The 14,097-nt window shown below is 71.0% G+C and carries 10 protein-coding genes and 2 pseudogenes; 4 read left to right on the top strand and 8 right to left on the bottom strand.

The genetic code is table 11. From position 1 onward, the window contains the following. Window positions 1–29: 29 nt before the first annotated feature. From OHT52_RS29245 to OHT52_RS29220, 6 genes and pseudogenes are all read right to left on the bottom strand, one after another. Window positions 30–707: pseudogene (locus OHT52_RS29245) on the bottom strand (ABC transporter ATP-binding protein); the annotation flags it as partial. Between the two features lie 89 nt (window positions 708–796). Continuing rightward, window positions 797–1,597: an ABC transporter ATP-binding protein gene (locus OHT52_RS29240; protein WP_328723177.1), complete on the bottom strand. Its 801-nt coding sequence runs from the start codon at window positions 1,595–1,597 to the stop codon at window positions 797–799. Then, the gene (locus tag OHT52_RS29235; protein WP_328723176.1) at window positions 1,594–2,472 is read right to left on the bottom strand and encodes an ABC transporter permease; all 879 of its coding nucleotides are present in this window, start codon (window positions 2,470–2,472) and stop codon (window positions 1,594–1,596) included. The genes OHT52_RS29240 and OHT52_RS29235 overlap by 4 nt, the downstream gene beginning before the upstream one ends. After that, a complete protein-coding gene (locus OHT52_RS29230) occupies window positions 2,469–3,434 on the bottom strand; it encodes an ABC transporter permease (protein WP_328723175.1) in 966 nt (321 codons plus the stop codon). The genes OHT52_RS29235 and OHT52_RS29230 overlap by 4 nt, the downstream gene beginning before the upstream one ends. Continuing rightward, the gene (locus OHT52_RS29225; RefSeq protein ID WP_328723174.1) at window positions 3,434–4,954 is read right to left on the bottom strand and encodes an ABC transporter substrate-binding protein; all 1,521 of its coding nucleotides are present in this window, start codon (window positions 4,952–4,954) and stop codon (window positions 3,434–3,436) included. The genes OHT52_RS29230 and OHT52_RS29225 overlap by 1 nt, the downstream gene beginning before the upstream one ends. 52 nt (window positions 4,955–5,006) lie before the next feature. Then, window positions 5,007–5,747, bottom strand: a complete 741-nt coding sequence (locus OHT52_RS29220; protein WP_328723173.1) for a DUF1684 domain-containing protein — start codon at window positions 5,745–5,747, stop codon at window positions 5,007–5,009. A gap of 274 nt (window positions 5,748–6,021) precedes the next feature. Here OHT52_RS29220 and OHT52_RS29215 point away from each other — a divergent pair, with 274 nt between their 5' ends. Then, window positions 6,022–6,297, top strand: coding sequence for a hypothetical protein (locus OHT52_RS29215; protein WP_328723172.1), 276 nt, complete (start codon window positions 6,022–6,024; stop codon window positions 6,295–6,297). A gap of 373 nt (window positions 6,298–6,670) precedes the next feature. On the opposite strand, the gene OHT52_RS29210 is transcribed toward OHT52_RS29215, so the two are convergent. Together OHT52_RS29210 and OHT52_RS29205 are read right to left on the bottom strand one after the other, a co-directional pair. Then, a complete protein-coding gene (locus OHT52_RS29210; protein ID WP_328723171.1) occupies window positions 6,671–7,063 on the bottom strand; it encodes a hypothetical protein in 393 nt (130 codons plus the stop codon). A gap of 60 nt (window positions 7,064–7,123) precedes the next feature. Then, window positions 7,124–7,461, bottom strand: a pseudogene (locus tag OHT52_RS29205) (transposase family protein); the annotation flags it as partial. A gap of 236 nt (window positions 7,462–7,697) precedes the next feature. On the opposite strand from OHT52_RS29205, the gene OHT52_RS29200 reads away from it, so the two are divergent. The 3 genes from OHT52_RS29200 to OHT52_RS29190 all read left to right on the top strand — a co-directional run bounded on the left by OHT52_RS29200 (window position 7,698) and on the right by OHT52_RS29190 (window position 13,816). Continuing rightward, a complete protein-coding gene (locus OHT52_RS29200; RefSeq protein ID WP_328723170.1) occupies window positions 7,698–9,713 on the top strand; it encodes a DUF4139 domain-containing protein in 2,016 nt (671 codons plus the stop codon). A gap of 8 nt (window positions 9,714–9,721) precedes the next feature. Continuing rightward, a complete protein-coding gene (locus OHT52_RS29195) occupies window positions 9,722–11,284 on the top strand; it encodes a mucoidy inhibitor MuiA family protein (RefSeq protein WP_328723169.1) in 1,563 nt (520 codons plus the stop codon). A 156-nt stretch (window positions 11,285–11,440) separates the two neighbouring features. After that, window positions 11,441–13,816, top strand: a complete 2,376-nt coding sequence (locus tag OHT52_RS29190) for a GH92 family glycosyl hydrolase (RefSeq protein ID WP_328723168.1) — start codon at window positions 11,441–11,443, stop codon at window positions 13,814–13,816. Window positions 13,817–14,097 lie beyond the last annotated feature (281 nt).

Below are 14,097 nucleotides of genomic sequence, written 5' to 3'. Positions count from 1 at the left end.
AGCGGGCGGGCGCGGCCGACCGGCGCGGATCAGGACCGGACGGGCAGGCGCGGCACGCTGTCGATGAGGCGGCGGGTGTAGGGGTGCGCCGGTGCGCCGAGCACCTGGGAGGTGGCGCCCTGCTCGACGATCTGCCCGCGCTCCAGCACGGCGGTGCGCTCGCAGAGGGTGGCCACCACCGAGAGGTCGTGGGAGACCATGACCAGCGTCAGCCCCCGCTCCTCCTTGAGTTCGGCCAGCAGGTCGACGACCTTCACCCGGGTGGTGACGTCCAGCGCGCTGACCGGTTCGTCGGCGAGCAGGACGCGCGGGTCGCAGACGGTGGCACGGGCGATGGCGATGCGCTGGCGCTGCCCGCCGGAGAACTCGTGCGGGTAGCGGTCGACGGCGTCGGCCCGGAGGCCGACCCGCTCCAGTGCGGCGGCGACCTTGGGAGCGGCGGTCGTACGGCTGTCGATGCCGAGGGAGCGCAGGGGTTCCGCGACGATCGCGCCGATCTTCCGGCTGGGGTCGAGCGAGGAGTAGGGGTCCTGGAAGACGCAACTCACGCTGCGCCGGAAGCGGCGCATCTGTTCGCGGTCCCGGGTGTTCAGATCGGTCCCGTCGAAGCGGACGGCCCCGGCCGTGGGCCGGGCAAGGCCGAGCAGCAGGCGGAGCAGGGTCGTCTTGCCGGCGCCGGACTCGCCGACCAGCGCGAGGCTCTCGCCCGCGTCGACGGCGAGGGAGACGTCCCGCACCACGTCGGTGGCGGAGCCCCGGTAGCGTACGGCGGCCTCCTTCAGCTCCAGTACGGGCGTCATCGCGCGCTCCTCAGGTCCAGGGCGGATTCCAGCTTCCGGGCGCTGGCGACCAGGGTGCGGGTGTACTCCTCGCGCGGTGCGTGGACCACGTCGTGGACGGCGCCCTGTTCGACGGCCCTGCCGTCCTTCATGACGAGGACCCGGTCGGTGACCTTGGCGACGACGGCGAGGTCGTGGCTGACGAACAGCACGGCCATCTCCCTCTCGCGCACGAGGCCGTCGATCAGTTCCAGCATCTCCGCCTGGACGGAGACGTCCAGGGCGGTGGTGGGTTCGTCGGCGATGAGCAGCTTCGGTTCGCAGGCGAGCGCCATGGCGAGGGCGACGCGCTGACGTTGCCCGCCGGAGATCTCGTGCGCGAAGGCGCGCGAGATCCGCTCGGGTTCGGGGAGCCGGACCTGCTCCAGTGCCTCGATCACGGCGACGCGCAGGGGCTTGCCCTTGAGGCCGGTGCGCCGGGCGAGCGGTTCGGCGATCTGGCGGCCCAGTCGCATCAGCGGGTCGAGGGCGGTCAGCGGCTCCTGGAAGACGATGGCCGCGTCCCGCCCCCGGACGGAGGTGAGGCGCTTCTCCGGCGCGCCCACCGTCTGCGTCCCGGCGAGTTCGACGCTGCCGGAGGCGGTCATGCCCTCGGGGAGCAGCCCGAGCACCGCGAGGGTGGTCAGGGACTTGCCGGAGCCGGACTCGCCGATGAGGCCGAGCCGTTCGCCGCCGTCCACCGTGAAGTACAGGTCGTCGACCAGGGTGCGGCCGTCGTCGGTCCGGACGGTCAGTCCCGTCACGTCGAGGAGAGTCACGCGCGCCTCCGCCGGGTGGCCGGGTCGAGGGTGTCCCGCAGGCCGTCGGCGACGAGGTTCACGCCGATGACGAGGAGGACGAGGAGGATGCCGGGCGCGAGCGCGCCGACGGGTGCCGTGGTGAAGGTGGCCTGGGCCTCCTGGAGCATGCGGCCCCACGAGGCGTTGGGCGGCGGCGCGCCGAGGCCCAGGTAGGACAGCCCGGCTTCGGCGAGCACCGCGAGACCGAACTGCAGCGCGAGGTTGACGACGAGCGTCGGCCAGATGTTGGGCAGCACGTGGGAGAGGACGGTGCGCGGCCAGGTGGTGCCGGAGGTACGGGCCGCCGTGATGTAGTCGCGGGCCAGGACCCGCTTGACGAGGATGCGTACCAGCCGCGCCACGACCGCGCTCTGCGCCAGGCCGATCGCGAGGACCGCCGAGCCGAGGGTCGCCGAGCGCGCGGCGACGATGAGCATCGCCAGGAGCAGCGTCGGGAAGGCGATGAGGATGTCCAGCAGCGCGGAGAACGTGTCGTCGAGCCAGCCCTGCGCGAACGCGGCGAGCACCCCGAGGGTGACCCCGATGAGCGCGGCGACGAACACCGAGCCGAGGCCCGCCTCGACGGCGATGCGGGAGCCGGTCAGAACCTGGGTGAAGAGGTCACGTCCGAGCTTGTCGGTGCCGAGCAGATGGCCGCCGCCGGGTCCGTCGAGCCGGCCGCCGGAGGTGTCCTCCGCGTCGAAGGGCAGCCAGAAGACCGACACCACGGCCAGGAGTGCGATCAGCCCGGCGAGTACGCAGCCGACGACGAGGTTGGCGGAGCGGCGGGAGCGCCTCTTGGTCGAGGTGGGCGCCGGGGTTGCCGCCGGGGTGATCAGGTCGGTCCCGGTCATCGGGCACCTCCGGAGAGCCGGCCGCGCAGCCGCGGGTCGATGATCCGCTGGACCAGGTCGGCGACGAAGCCGATCAGGAGCACCGCGAGGGTGGAGACGAACAGCACGCCCTGGATGACCGGGTAGTCGTGCTGGGAGATGCCGTTGGCGAGCATCGAGCCGAGGCCCGGCAGCGCGTACACCGATTCCACGACGACGGCTCCGAGCAGGGTGGAGGCGAGCTCGATTCCGAGGATGGAGATCACCGGGACGGCGGCGTTGCGCAGGCCGTGCCGCCACATGGCGCGCCCGAAGGACGAGCCGAGGGCGCGTGCCGTACGCAGGTGGTCGCTGCCGAGGACGTCCAGGGTGGCGGAGCGTACGTAGCGGATCAGGGACGCGCTCATCACCAGGGCGATGGTCACGACCGGCAGCACCAGGGCGCGGACGGCCTCGGCGGGGTCGTCCCAGCCGTCCGGCGGGAAGCCGCCGGACGGCAGCCAGCCGGCGTTCAGCGCGAAGACCGCGATGAGGATCATGCCGAGCCAGAACACGGGGACAGCGATGCCCAGTTGGGACACGCCGCTGAGCAGCGCGCCGTACCAGGTGCGCCGCTTGTACGCGGCCACGAACCCGGCCGGTACGGCGACCACCACGGCGAGCACGAACGCGGCCAGCGTGAGCGGGACGGTGACGTCGAGCCGGGCGCTGACCTCGGGGCCCACCGGGAGCGAGCTGACGAACGAGGTACCGAGGTCCCCGCTCGCCAGCTGCCCGATCCAGTGGGTGAACTGCTCGGGCAGCGGCCGGTCCGAGCCGATGGAGTGGCGGGCCGCGGCGATCTGCTCGGGACTGGCGCCGACCGCGGTGAGTGCGTTGGCCGGGTCGCCGGGGAGCAGGCGCAGCAGTGCGAAGAGCACCACGCTCGCCAGGGCCAGCGACACAAGGAGGAAGGCGAACCGGCGCAGGAGGTAGCGCGCCATCAGCCCGTCTTCTTGATGTCGTAGGCGAAGAACTGGGTGTTCAGGCCGTTGACCGGGTAGCCGGAGAGCTTGGTGCTCGCGACGACGATCTGCGGGTAGAGGTAGAGCCAGTCGCTGGCGGCGTCCTTCGCGGTCTGCTCGTTGACCTTCTTCAGCAGTTCGGTCTGGGCGGCCGCGTTGGGGGCCTCTTCGGCCTCCTTGACCCACTGGGTGACCTGCGGGTTGTCGTAGCCCCAGTAGAAGTCGGGGTTGCCGTACCAGACCAGGTCGCGGTCGTTGACGTGCTCCTGGAGCGTGGCCGAGAAGTCGTGGTTCTTGTAGACCTTGGTGTACCACTCGTCGGGCGTGATCGTGTTGATCTTGACGGTGATGCCGACCTTGGCCAGCTGGGACTTGATGAAGGTCGCGGCGGTCGGGTGCGGGTCGTAGTTGGGGGTGTCGAGGGTGAAGCTGAATCCCTTGGCGTAACCGGCCTCCGCGAGCAGCTTCTTGGCCTTCGTCACGTCGTAGGCGTTGACGGAGGTGAGGTCCTCGTACCAGGGGTCGGTGGGCGGGACCATCGAGCCGATCTGCTTGCCGTAGCCGCCCCAGACGGACTCCAGGAGCTTCTTGTCGTCGATGGCGGCGGAGACGGCCTGGCGCACCTTGACGTCGGTGAACGGCTTGGCCTTGTCGTTGAACGCCAGCAGCAGCTTGGTGGTGGAGTCGCCGTCGCTGACCTTGTAGGAGCCGTTGCTCTTGAACTGCTCCAGGGCGTCGGGCGACTGCTCGCTGGTGACCACGTCGACGGCGTTGGTCAGCAGCGCGTTGTTCAGCGCGGTGGCGTCCTTGTAGTAGTGGAAGACGACCTGCTTGTTGGCGGCGGCGGTGCCCCAGTAACCGGCGAAGCGGTTCAGGCTGAGCGCGGAGCCGCGGGTCCACTTGTCGAGGGTGTACGGCCCGGTGCCGTCCTCGGTCGTCTTCAGGTTCTTCGCCTGGGAGTTGATGATCCAGACGTAGGAGAGGTTGTAGACGAAGGAGACCGACTTCTGGGACAGCGTGATCTTCACGGTCCGGGCGTCGGGGGTGGCGATGTCCTTGACGACTTCCAGGTTGCTCTTGCGTGCGGACTGGGAGTCCTTCGCGAGCACCTTCTCCAGGCTGTACTTGACGTCCTCGCTGGTGAGGGCCTTGCCGCTGTGGAACTTCACGCCGTCGCGCAGGGTGAAGGTGTAGGTGAGGCCGTCGGCGCTGGTCCGGTAGTCCTCGGCAAGGAGCTTGTCGACCTTGCCGTCGTCGGTGAGCCGGAACAGGCCTTCGTAGACGTTGCCGTTGAGCACCTCGGTGACGCCCTGGCCGCCGCCGGCGGTGTTGTCGAGGTTCTGCGGCTCGTAGAGGGAGCCGATGTTGACGATCGCGTCCTTGTTCCAGGTGCCGCCGCCGGAGGCGCTGGTGCCGCCGTCGCCGCCGCAGGCGGTCAGGGCCACGGCGAGGGCGGCGACGGTCGCGGTGGAGAGCAGGACGTTCTTCTTGGTGCTCATGGGGTGAGGGTTCTTTCGGTGCGTGGAGCTGCGGGGCGGTGGGTACCGGCGATCAGTGCTGGGCGTCGAAGCCGTCGCGGAAGACGGGGAGCTTCTCACCGGCCTCGATGGGCAGGTGGAAGCGGTTCTGCCGCGGCGGCATCGGACAGTTGTACTGATCGGAGAACCCGCAGGGCGGCACGAAGGCCCGGTTGAAGTCGAGGACGACCCGGCTCTCGTCCTCGGTGCGCCGCACGAAGAGGAAGCGGCCGGCGCCGTAGGTGGAGTCGCCGTTGGTCGGGTCGCCGAAGACGAGGAGCAGGGTGCCGTCGTCGTCGAAGGCGCTCAGGGTGTAGTCGCGGCCGTCGAAGGTGAGCGCGATGTCGCCCGGGACGACCAGGTCACGGCTGCCGCCGTTGTCCCGGATGTGCTCGAAGGCGACGCGCCGGGCGCCGGGGACGGGTGTGTACGTGGCCTCCAGCACCAGAGCGGGGTCGTACGCGAAGGTGTCGACCCGGTCGAAGGCGCGGATGGCGGGCGCGTCGGCGTCCCAGAGCCGAAGGCCCCGCTCGGGCTCACCGCTGACCAGGTCGGTGCGGCGGACCTCGGTGACGGTCACGGTGTCCGGCGCGTCCGCGCGTGCGGCCTCCGCGTCCGGGGTCTCCCCCGTCGGCGCCCAGCGGGTCTCGACCAGGGCGAGGTTGCCCATGGGGGAGGTGAGCGCACGGTGACGCTCGGCGCGCCAGGCGTCCCATTCCTCCGCCGGGTCGACGGCGGCGCGGGCGGGGGTGGAGTCGGACACGGCAGTACTCATTCGTCTAGGCGGGGCAGCCCTCAGCGCCCCGAGTGACAGGACGTGAATGCATGGCCAAAGCATCCCCTTTATTGACCATAAGTCCCTCTAATGTCAAACCTCCGCACCACATGCCGAGACGGCCGTTCCGCCCACCGGAAGCCGACACTCCGCTCCCTCGACCGGCAAGGAAGGCCAAGTCATGGTGTGACAGAGGGACTTGCGGGCACTCGTGGCCTTAGGCCGGTCCGTCCCCGGATCGGCACCCAGGGTGATCGTCCCAAGGAGTGAACAGATGACCACGGAGTACGACAACCAGCCGACCGGGCAGCAGTACCCCGGCACGCCGCAGCGCACCGGCGGGGCAGGAAACGTGCTGAGCATCATCGCGATGGTGCTGGGCGTGATCGCGCTCCTCTTCTTCCCGATCGTCTTCGGCGTGATCGGCGTGATCCTGGCGATCGTCGCCAAGACCGTCCGCCACGAGCGCTTCGCCACGATCGCCATCGTGGTCAGCGCGATCGGCCTGGTGGGCGGCATGATCCTGGGCGCCGTCGTGGCGAACGCGTGACCGCTCCCCAGGATCTGGGGCCGTCGAGCAGTTTCGAAGCACACCGGGGTGGGTGGCGACGAGGTCGCCACCCACCCGTCACCGGTTACGACCCACCCGGCCCAGCCCTCGGGCCGCACATCCGGTCGAATACCGGGCGCCCCGTCCGATCCCCCGGAACAGGGATTCGGTCACGAGGCGTGGACGAGCTGCGGAAACACCCGGAGCACGTCGGCGTGCAGCTCCTGGAGGTAGATGTAGAGGCTGTTGTCGCACTCGTCGACCATGTTTGAGCTTTTTCCACCCTCAGGTCGGTGAAGGACGAGAGTGGTCCTCACGATGCCGTTCCCAGTGGTCCGTGGTCCGTATCAGGATGGGCCCCTCGTCCGTCCGTTCAGGACACCCGGATCGCCCGGTCGATCTCCGCGCCGGTGCGGGCCACGACAACGGGCCACTCGTCCCTGAGGGCGGCGGGCAGAAGGTCGCGGTCCTCGTCCCGCTGAATCATGGTTGGTCCGCCCGGGACGACGAGCACGGCATCCAGCCGGCGCAGCAGGACGGCCAGGAGGTCCATGATTCCGCTGCCTCCGAAGCGGTTGAAGGTGATGTTGTCCTGGCTGGAGATGAACACATCCGCCTCCTCCCCCTTCGCCGTACGGACCTGCAGGAAGCCCGTCCGGGGGTCCCGTGCCACCACATAGGGATCGAGGACCTCGTGCGCAGCACTCGTGTCCAACGGCGTCGGCTCACCGTTCTCGAACCGGCACACGAAGATGTCGAAACTCATGGAGCCATTTTTCCTCAGTTCGAGGCATGGCGAAGGGGGCGACTGCCCACCTCGGTCTGTTCAGTTCAGGTGCGGGGTGAGGAGGGCTTGGACGAGCCCGGTGATGCGATTGATGCTGCAGCGGAGTTTGCGTGGCAGGCGCCGGGTCTTCAGGGTGGCCATGGCCTGCTCGCCCCGGCACGGATGCGCGCGTGGGCGATGTTGACGGCTTGCTGACCTGCGGACAGTCGCTCCCACCGGCCGCGGAGGGGTACTCGGACGGTGCCGCCCGCGCCCTGGTAACCCTTGTCGGCCCAGCAGGCCAGACCGGCGTCGGTAAGGGCATCGATGATGCCGTGGCCGCGGGCCGCCTTGAAGTCATGCACACGGTCAAACAGGGGCTCGATGAACAGGGCTCGTTCCCCCGCCCGCCCCGGCCGCACCACCCCGTCACCCCTCACCGGATCCGCCCGACAGCCGGACTCCGGTGAGCCTTCGCGCGCCACCGCTGTGAGGCACCACCCCACGACGACGAACCGCAGCGTCCTCGTCCCACGCCCCCCTCCGGCCAACCTCCTTTCCGGCCAACGGCTTACGCCGGGATCGCCCCCGCGTAAGCTGCGCTCGGCATGAACACGGCGGGGGTGCGGAACACATGACGGCTGGACCGGCGCAGAGCTGGGAATCGACCCTCGACTCGGTCGTGGTGTACGCGCAGGGCGCGGTCTGTCGCCGCCTGGCCCGGGGCACCGTGCCGCCCGACGGCCGGATACGGGTGACGGGGCTGCCCCGCACCCTCGACCCGGGCTCGCTGCGGGCCCGCGTCCTGGGCTCCTCGGGGCTTCGCGTCACCGAGGCCAGGGTGGCCACGGAGGCCGCACCGCTCGACGCGGAAGCCCCCCAGGGCCTGCGGGACGAGGTCGAACGGCTGAAGGACGCGTACGCGGCGGCGCGGGATCGCCGGGACCGGGTGCTGAGCCGGATCGAGGAGACCGGGGCGCTCCGCCCGGTACCACCGCCGCGCAAGCGCGACGACCCGCACCGCCGCACCCCGGTCGACGCGTGGCTGGAGCTGGCCGATTTCGTCGACGGGCGCCTGACGGAGCTGCACCAGCGCCTCGCCGGGCTGGAGGAGGCCCTGCGCACGGCCGAACACGAGTGGAAGGTCGCCTCCGACCGGCTCGCCCGCGCCTCCACCGACGCCCCGGCCGCGCACGTGGAGGCCTCGGTCGGCGCCGTACTGACCCTCGACGGCGCCGGTGAGGCGGAGTTGGAGCTGGAGTACGGCGTGCCCGGGGCTGTCTGGGTGCCGGCCTACCTCCTCGCGTACCGCCAGGGCGACGGAGGCGGGCGCCTGGTGCTGCGCGCGTCCGTCGCCCAGCGGACCGGCGAGGACTGGACCGGCGTACGCATCGCGTTGGCCACCGCCGACCTGCGGCGCCGGACCGATCTTCCGAAACTCCGCTCCGTCCGGATCGGGCGCAGTCAGCCCGCCCCCGCCCCGGCCGGGTGGCGTGAGCCTCCGGCGGGGCTGGCCGGTCTCTTCTCCGGCTACGACGCGGCGGGCCCCCGCCCGGCCGCGCCCGTCACCTCACGGGCGGCCCCGGCGCTCGCGGGCGGCGCCGCGGCCGGCTCCGCCCCGCCTCCGCCTCCGCCGCTGTCGGCGCCCGCGTCGGCGCGGGCGCGGAAGGGACGCGGTGGTCCGCCGCCCACCGGCGGTTTCCCGGCTGCCCCGGCCGGCATGTCCTACGGTGCCGCCCCCGCGCCCGGCGCGCCCGCCCCCATGGCGCCCGGTGCCCCCGCGCCGGCCGCGGCGCCTCCCCCGCCGGCCGGCCCGCCCCGGCCGACCAGCGCCGAGCTCGACTACACGAGCCTCGTCCTGTCCGGCCCCGACGAGCAGGGCGGTCGCCGGGGCAGGCTCTTTGCCGACGTGCCGTTCGATCCGGTGGTGGCCGAACACCGCCGCCGTGCCGAAGCGGTGGCCTCGTTGCCACTGCCGGGACAAGCCGTGCGGCCCCGGGAGTCGGCGGGTTCCTTCGACCACCGCTTCGACGCCGCCGCCCGGGCCGACGTACCGTCCGACGGCACCTGGCACACCGTCACCGTCGGCGAGATCCCGGTGGGCCTGCGCGCCGAGTACCTCGCGGTGCCGTCCGTGGAACAGACCGTCTACGCGACGCTGGTGCTCTCCAACGCCACCGGCCAGGCTCTGCTGGCCGGGCCGGTGGAGGTCACCGTCGACGACGAGTTCCTGCTGACCGCCGCCCTGCCCACGCTCGCCCCCGGTGCCGTCCGCCGGGTGGGGCTCGGGCCCGCCGAGGGTATCCGCGTCACCCGGCGCTCCAACCTGCACGAATCGACCTCCGGACTGCGCGGCAACACCACCGTGCTCAACCACGGTGTGCGCGTGGAGCTGGCCAACGGGCTCGCGCGGCCCGTCCTGGTCGAGGTCCACGAGCGGGTGCCCGTCACCTCCGATCCGGACGTACGGATCGAGGAGCGGGCCGGCTGGACCGTGCCCGCGGAGGGCGCGGGGCCCGACCACCACGCACCGGGCACCCGTGTCTGGCGCCTGGACCTGGCCGCAGGTGCCACCGCCGCCCTCGACGGCGGCTACGAGATCCGCATACCGACCGGCAAGTCCCTGGTCGGCGGCAACCGCAGGAGCTGACACCCGCCATGTCCACGGCCCCGAAGCCAATTCCCCTCCCCGTCACCGCCGTCACTTGCCTGGAAGACCGGGCCCAGGTCGAGCGCACCGCCGCGCTCGACCTGGTGCCCGGCGTCCAGCGGCTCCGTCTCGGCCCCGTCAGCGCGCTGGCCGTCGATCGGAGTCTCCACGCGGAGCTGACCGCTCCGTACGCCGCGACCGTCCTCGACGTGCGGATCGTCCGCACCTGGACACCGCGCGGACCGCATCCGCTCACAGATGAGGACTCTCCCCTCCGCCACCGCGTGCGCGCCCTCGAAGAGGAGCTGCCGCTCCTGGAGAGGCAGCGCGACCGCCTGCGCACCCGCCTCGACGTCCTCGGCCGACTCGCCGCCGATCTGCTGCGGGACATCGGCGAGGGCTCCGGCGCCGGCGAACCCGAGCAGTCCCGCTGGGCGGGCGAACTGGACAGGGTGGACGAAGAACGTGACGCGTACGGCGAGCGACTCCGCTCCGTGGAGGCCCGGCTGGCGACCCTGGGCGACCAGCTCGGCGAAACGGAAAGGGCCATGGCCCTGACCGAGGAGGAACCTGCCGAACTCGTCGGCCACATCGAGCTGACCGTGGAAGCCGGGGCGGCGGGGGCGGCCGTGCTGCGTCTGACCCATCTCACCCCGTGCGCACTGTGGCGGCCCGCCTACCGGGCCGCGCTCGACGGGGAGTCCCTGACGCTGGAGACGGACGCGGTGGTCTGGCAGCGGACCGGCGAGGACTGGTCGGACGTACCGCTGACCCTGTCGACGGCCCGCTCGGCGTCGGCGGGCGCACCACCGCGGCTGACCGAGGACCGGCTGACGCTGAAGGACCGCCCTGCGGCCGAACGCCGTGCGGTGGAGGTCGAGTTGCGCGAGGAGGAGATCGCCTCGCTCGGCCCCGCCCCGGTGCTCGGCCTCCCAGGGGTGGACGACGGCGGCGAGGCGCGCGTGCTGAGGGCTCCCGCGCCGGTCTCGGTGGCAGGTGACGGCCGCGCCCACCGTGTACTGCTCTCCTCGTTCACCTCCGCCGCGCGCGACGAGTACGCCTGTGCACCGGAGTTGTCCCCGCTGGTCACCCAAGTGGTGCGGTTCGAGAACCTTTCCGGCCACGCGCTGCTCGCCGGACCGGTGGACCTGATCCGCGGAAGCGGGTTCAGCGGGCGCGGCACGCTGGACTTCACCGCGCCCGGCGGCCCGGTCGAGCTGGCCTTCGGCAGCCTCGACGACTTCCACGTGGTCCGGGAGGCCGAGGAGTCCCGCGACACCACCGGCATCACCCAGCGGACCGTGGCCACCCGGACGGTACGGCTGCGGGTATCGCGGTTCTCGGCCCCCGGCGACGCGGGCGAACGGGTGGTCGTCCTGCACGAGCGCGTCCCGGTCTCGGAGGTCTCCGCGGTGGAGGTGCGCGTGAGCAAGGACGGCTGCTCCCCCGCGCCGGACGCGGTCGACGCCGAGGGCATCGTCCGCTGGGACGTCTCCCTGCCGCCCGGCGGACATCGCACGGTCACTCTGGTCTACGAGGTGTCGGCGGGCGCCAAGGTAACCGGTCTCTGAGCGGGGCTGGAGCGGCGCGGCCACCGGGCTGTCGCGGGGTGGACGGGGGGCTGGAGCAGAACGGAATCCAGCCGTCCGCGGGTTGACGGGACCATGTCCGAACGGCAAAGATCATCGAACTCGACTTTGACAACGTTGTCGTACGAGAGGAATGCGATGAAAGCGCTGAAGAAACGCGTATGCGGCGTCCTGTTGATCGCCACCACGTTGGTCGCCGCGTCCGCCACCTCCGGTGTCGCGAACTCCCGGTCCCAGGGAGCGAAGTTCGCCGCCGATCCGACCACGCTGGTCGACACGTCGATCGGCAACAACGGCGACGGGACCACCTTCCCCGGGGCCGCGGCACCGTTCGGCATGGTGCAGCTGAGCCCCGACACGCAGCTGAACAAGTACGCCTCCTACGACTACGCCCAGGACACCATCCTCGGTTTCAGCCACACGCACCTCTCGGGCGTCGGGTGCCAGACGATGGGCAACTTCCGGTTCATGCCCACCACCGGTGCGGTCACCTCGTCCGACCCTGCGCAGTACGGCGCGAAGTTCAGCCACGACAACGAGACCCGCTCACCGGGCTACTACGGCGTGGAGCTCGACAACGGCATCAAGGCCGAACTCACCGCGACGGAGCGCACCGGTCAGCACCGGTACACCTTCCCGGCCGGCTCGGACTCCGAGAACGTGCTGATCGAGACCGGCCAGAGCAACGGCAGCACCTACGCGGGTGACATCAAGGTGGTCGGCGACGACACCGTCGAGGGCTGGCTCCAGGGCGGCAACTTCTGCGGCGAGACGGGCAAGGAGCGCTACCGGATCTTCTTCAGCGCCAAGTTCGACCGGAAGTTCTCGACCTTCGGCACCTGGACCGACAGCACCCTCACCCCCGGCGCCCGTGAGGCGACGCGCGGCACCAAGCGCGCCGGTGCCTGGCTGTCCTTCGACCCGGAAGAGGGCGACCAGGTCGGCACCTCGGTCGGCCTCTCCTACACTTCGGTCGACGGCGCACGCCTCAACCGCAAGGCCGAGCAGCCGAAGTCGTTCGACAAGGCCCGGGCCGGCGTGCACGACGCCTGGAAGGACGAGCTGAACCGGATGCGCGTCGCCGGTGGCACCACCGCCGACCAGCGCACCTACTACAGCGCGCTCTACCACTCGCTGCTGCACCCGTCGATCGGTTCCGACGTCGACAACCGCTACCGCGGCTTCGACGACCAGGTGCACCGCGCGGACTCCACGTACTACCAGATGTTCTCGCTCTGGGACACCTACCGTTCGCAGAACCAGCTGGTGGCCCTGCTGAACCCGGACAAGGCCACGGACATGGCCAAGTCCGTGCTGCACGTCTACCAGGACGGCGGCTGGCTGCCGCGCTGGGGTCTCGGCAACGGCGAGACCAACGTGATGAGCGGCGACCCGATCACGCCGTGGGTCGTCGACCTCTACAACCGCGGCCTGCTCGACAAGAGCACCTCGCGTCAGCTCTTCGACGCGCTCTGGAAGAACGTCAACGAGGTCCCCGCCGACCAGTCACTCTTCCGCGGCCGCGACGGCAACCCGACCTATGTCCAGAACGGCTGGGTCGCCTACCAGAACCTGCCCGGTTACACGTACGGCGACAGCCGCCAGGCCGGTTCGGCCACGCTGGAGTACGCGCTCGCCGACTGCGCGCTGTCCACCATGGCCGGCGGCCTCGGTTACCGGGACAAGGCCGCGACGCTCGCCTCGCGCTGCGACAACTTCTCCACGCTCTGGGATTCCAGCGTGACGTCGCAGGGGTTCACCGGCTTCCCGGTCACCCGCAACGCGGACGGCACCGTCGCCGGCGACCCCGACCCCACCCAGTCCGGCGCCTTCCACGAGGGCACCGCCTGGCAGTACCAGTGGCTCGCCCAGCAGGACCCGCAGACCCTCTACGGTCTGATGGGCGGCAAGGACAAGGCCGAGCAGCGGCTCGACACCTTCTTCGACCTGCCGACCGTGCTCGCCGACCCGGCGAAGGCCGCCGAGGAGAGCTGGGTGACCGGGGCGTACGACTACCACAACAACTTCGCCTTCAACCCGAACAACGAGCCCGACTTCCACACGCCGTGGATGTACACGTGGACCGACTCGCCGTGGAAGACCTCGTCCGTGCTGCGCGCGATGCGGACGCTCTTCACCGACGACGCGTACGGCATGCCCGGCAACGACGACCTCGGCGCGACCTCGTCGCTGCTCGTCTTCGCCATGGCCGGTGTCTTCGAGGCCCAGCCCGGTTCCGCCAACTACATCGTCACCGCCCCGATGTTCGAGAAGGTCGAGATCCGGCCGGAGCACGGCCGGACGATCACCATCGAGGCCCCCGGCGCCAGCGCGTCGAAGCTCCAGTACGTGTCCTCCGTGACCACGTCCAAGGGCAAGCTGCGCCAGAGCTGGCTCTCCCACGAGAACCTGCTGCACGCCGGCACGATGCGGATCAGCCTCTCCGAGAAGCCGACCACCTGGGGCGTCGACGCCGCCCCGCCCGCCATGGGCGCCACGGCCGCCAGGCACTGACGGCCGCGGGGGTGTCCGGCCGGGTCGACCACGCCCCGGCCGGACACCCCCGCCGCGCGTGGTGGGGGTCGACCGGCGAGTGCCGAGTGGTCCCGTAGGCGTTCCGTGGTCGGGGGGAGTCAGAGGAAGATCAGCGGAACGTCCTTGTCGACGCAGAGCCGCAGGACGCCCGCCGGCGGGCGTCCTCGATGTGCCGCTGAAGAAGCGGGTCGCCGCCCTCCCGTACCCATTGGTCCGTGATCGCCTCCAGCCCCATGCGCCCTCCCCTGCTTGCCGAATGC

Origin of the sequence: Streptomyces sp. NBC_00247 (assembly GCF_036188265.1) — a bacterium.
Lineage (GTDB): Bacteria > Actinomycetota > Actinomycetes > Streptomycetales > Streptomycetaceae > Streptomyces.
The sequence above is the reverse complement of the archived record's forward strand: the minus strand, read 5'-3'. Positions and strand labels throughout refer to the sequence as shown.

What these genes read in the sequence shown, in the direction of transcription:
- OHT52_RS29235 (WP_328723176.1), bottom strand. Translation starts at nt 2,472, where the DNA reads ATGACCGGGACCGACCTGATCACCCCGGCGGCAACCCCGGCGCCCACC.
- OHT52_RS29230 (WP_328723175.1), bottom strand. Translation starts at nt 3,434, where the DNA reads ATGGCGCGCTACCTCCTGCGCCGGTTCGCCTTCCTCCTTGTGTCGCTG.
- OHT52_RS29225 (WP_328723174.1), bottom strand. Translation starts at nt 4,954, where the DNA reads ATGAGCACCAAGAAGAACGTCCTGCTCTCCACCGCGACCGTCGCCGCC.
- OHT52_RS29220 (WP_328723173.1), bottom strand. Translation starts at nt 5,747, where the DNA reads ATGAGTACTGCCGTGTCCGACTCCACCCCCGCCCGCGCCGCCGTCGAC.
- OHT52_RS29215 (WP_328723172.1), top strand. Translation starts at nt 6,022, where the DNA reads ATGACCACGGAGTACGACAACCAGCCGACCGGGCAGCAGTACCCCGGC.
- OHT52_RS29210 (WP_328723171.1), bottom strand. Translation starts at nt 7,063, where the DNA reads ATGAGTTTCGACATCTTCGTGTGCCGGTTCGAGAACGGTGAGCCGACG.
- OHT52_RS29200 (WP_328723170.1), top strand. Translation starts at nt 7,698, where the DNA reads ATGACGGCTGGACCGGCGCAGAGCTGGGAATCGACCCTCGACTCGGTC.
- OHT52_RS29195 (WP_328723169.1), top strand. Translation starts at nt 9,722, where the DNA reads ATGTCCACGGCCCCGAAGCCAATTCCCCTCCCCGTCACCGCCGTCACT.
- OHT52_RS29190 (WP_328723168.1), top strand. Translation starts at nt 11,441, where the DNA reads ATGAAAGCGCTGAAGAAACGCGTATGCGGCGTCCTGTTGATCGCCACC.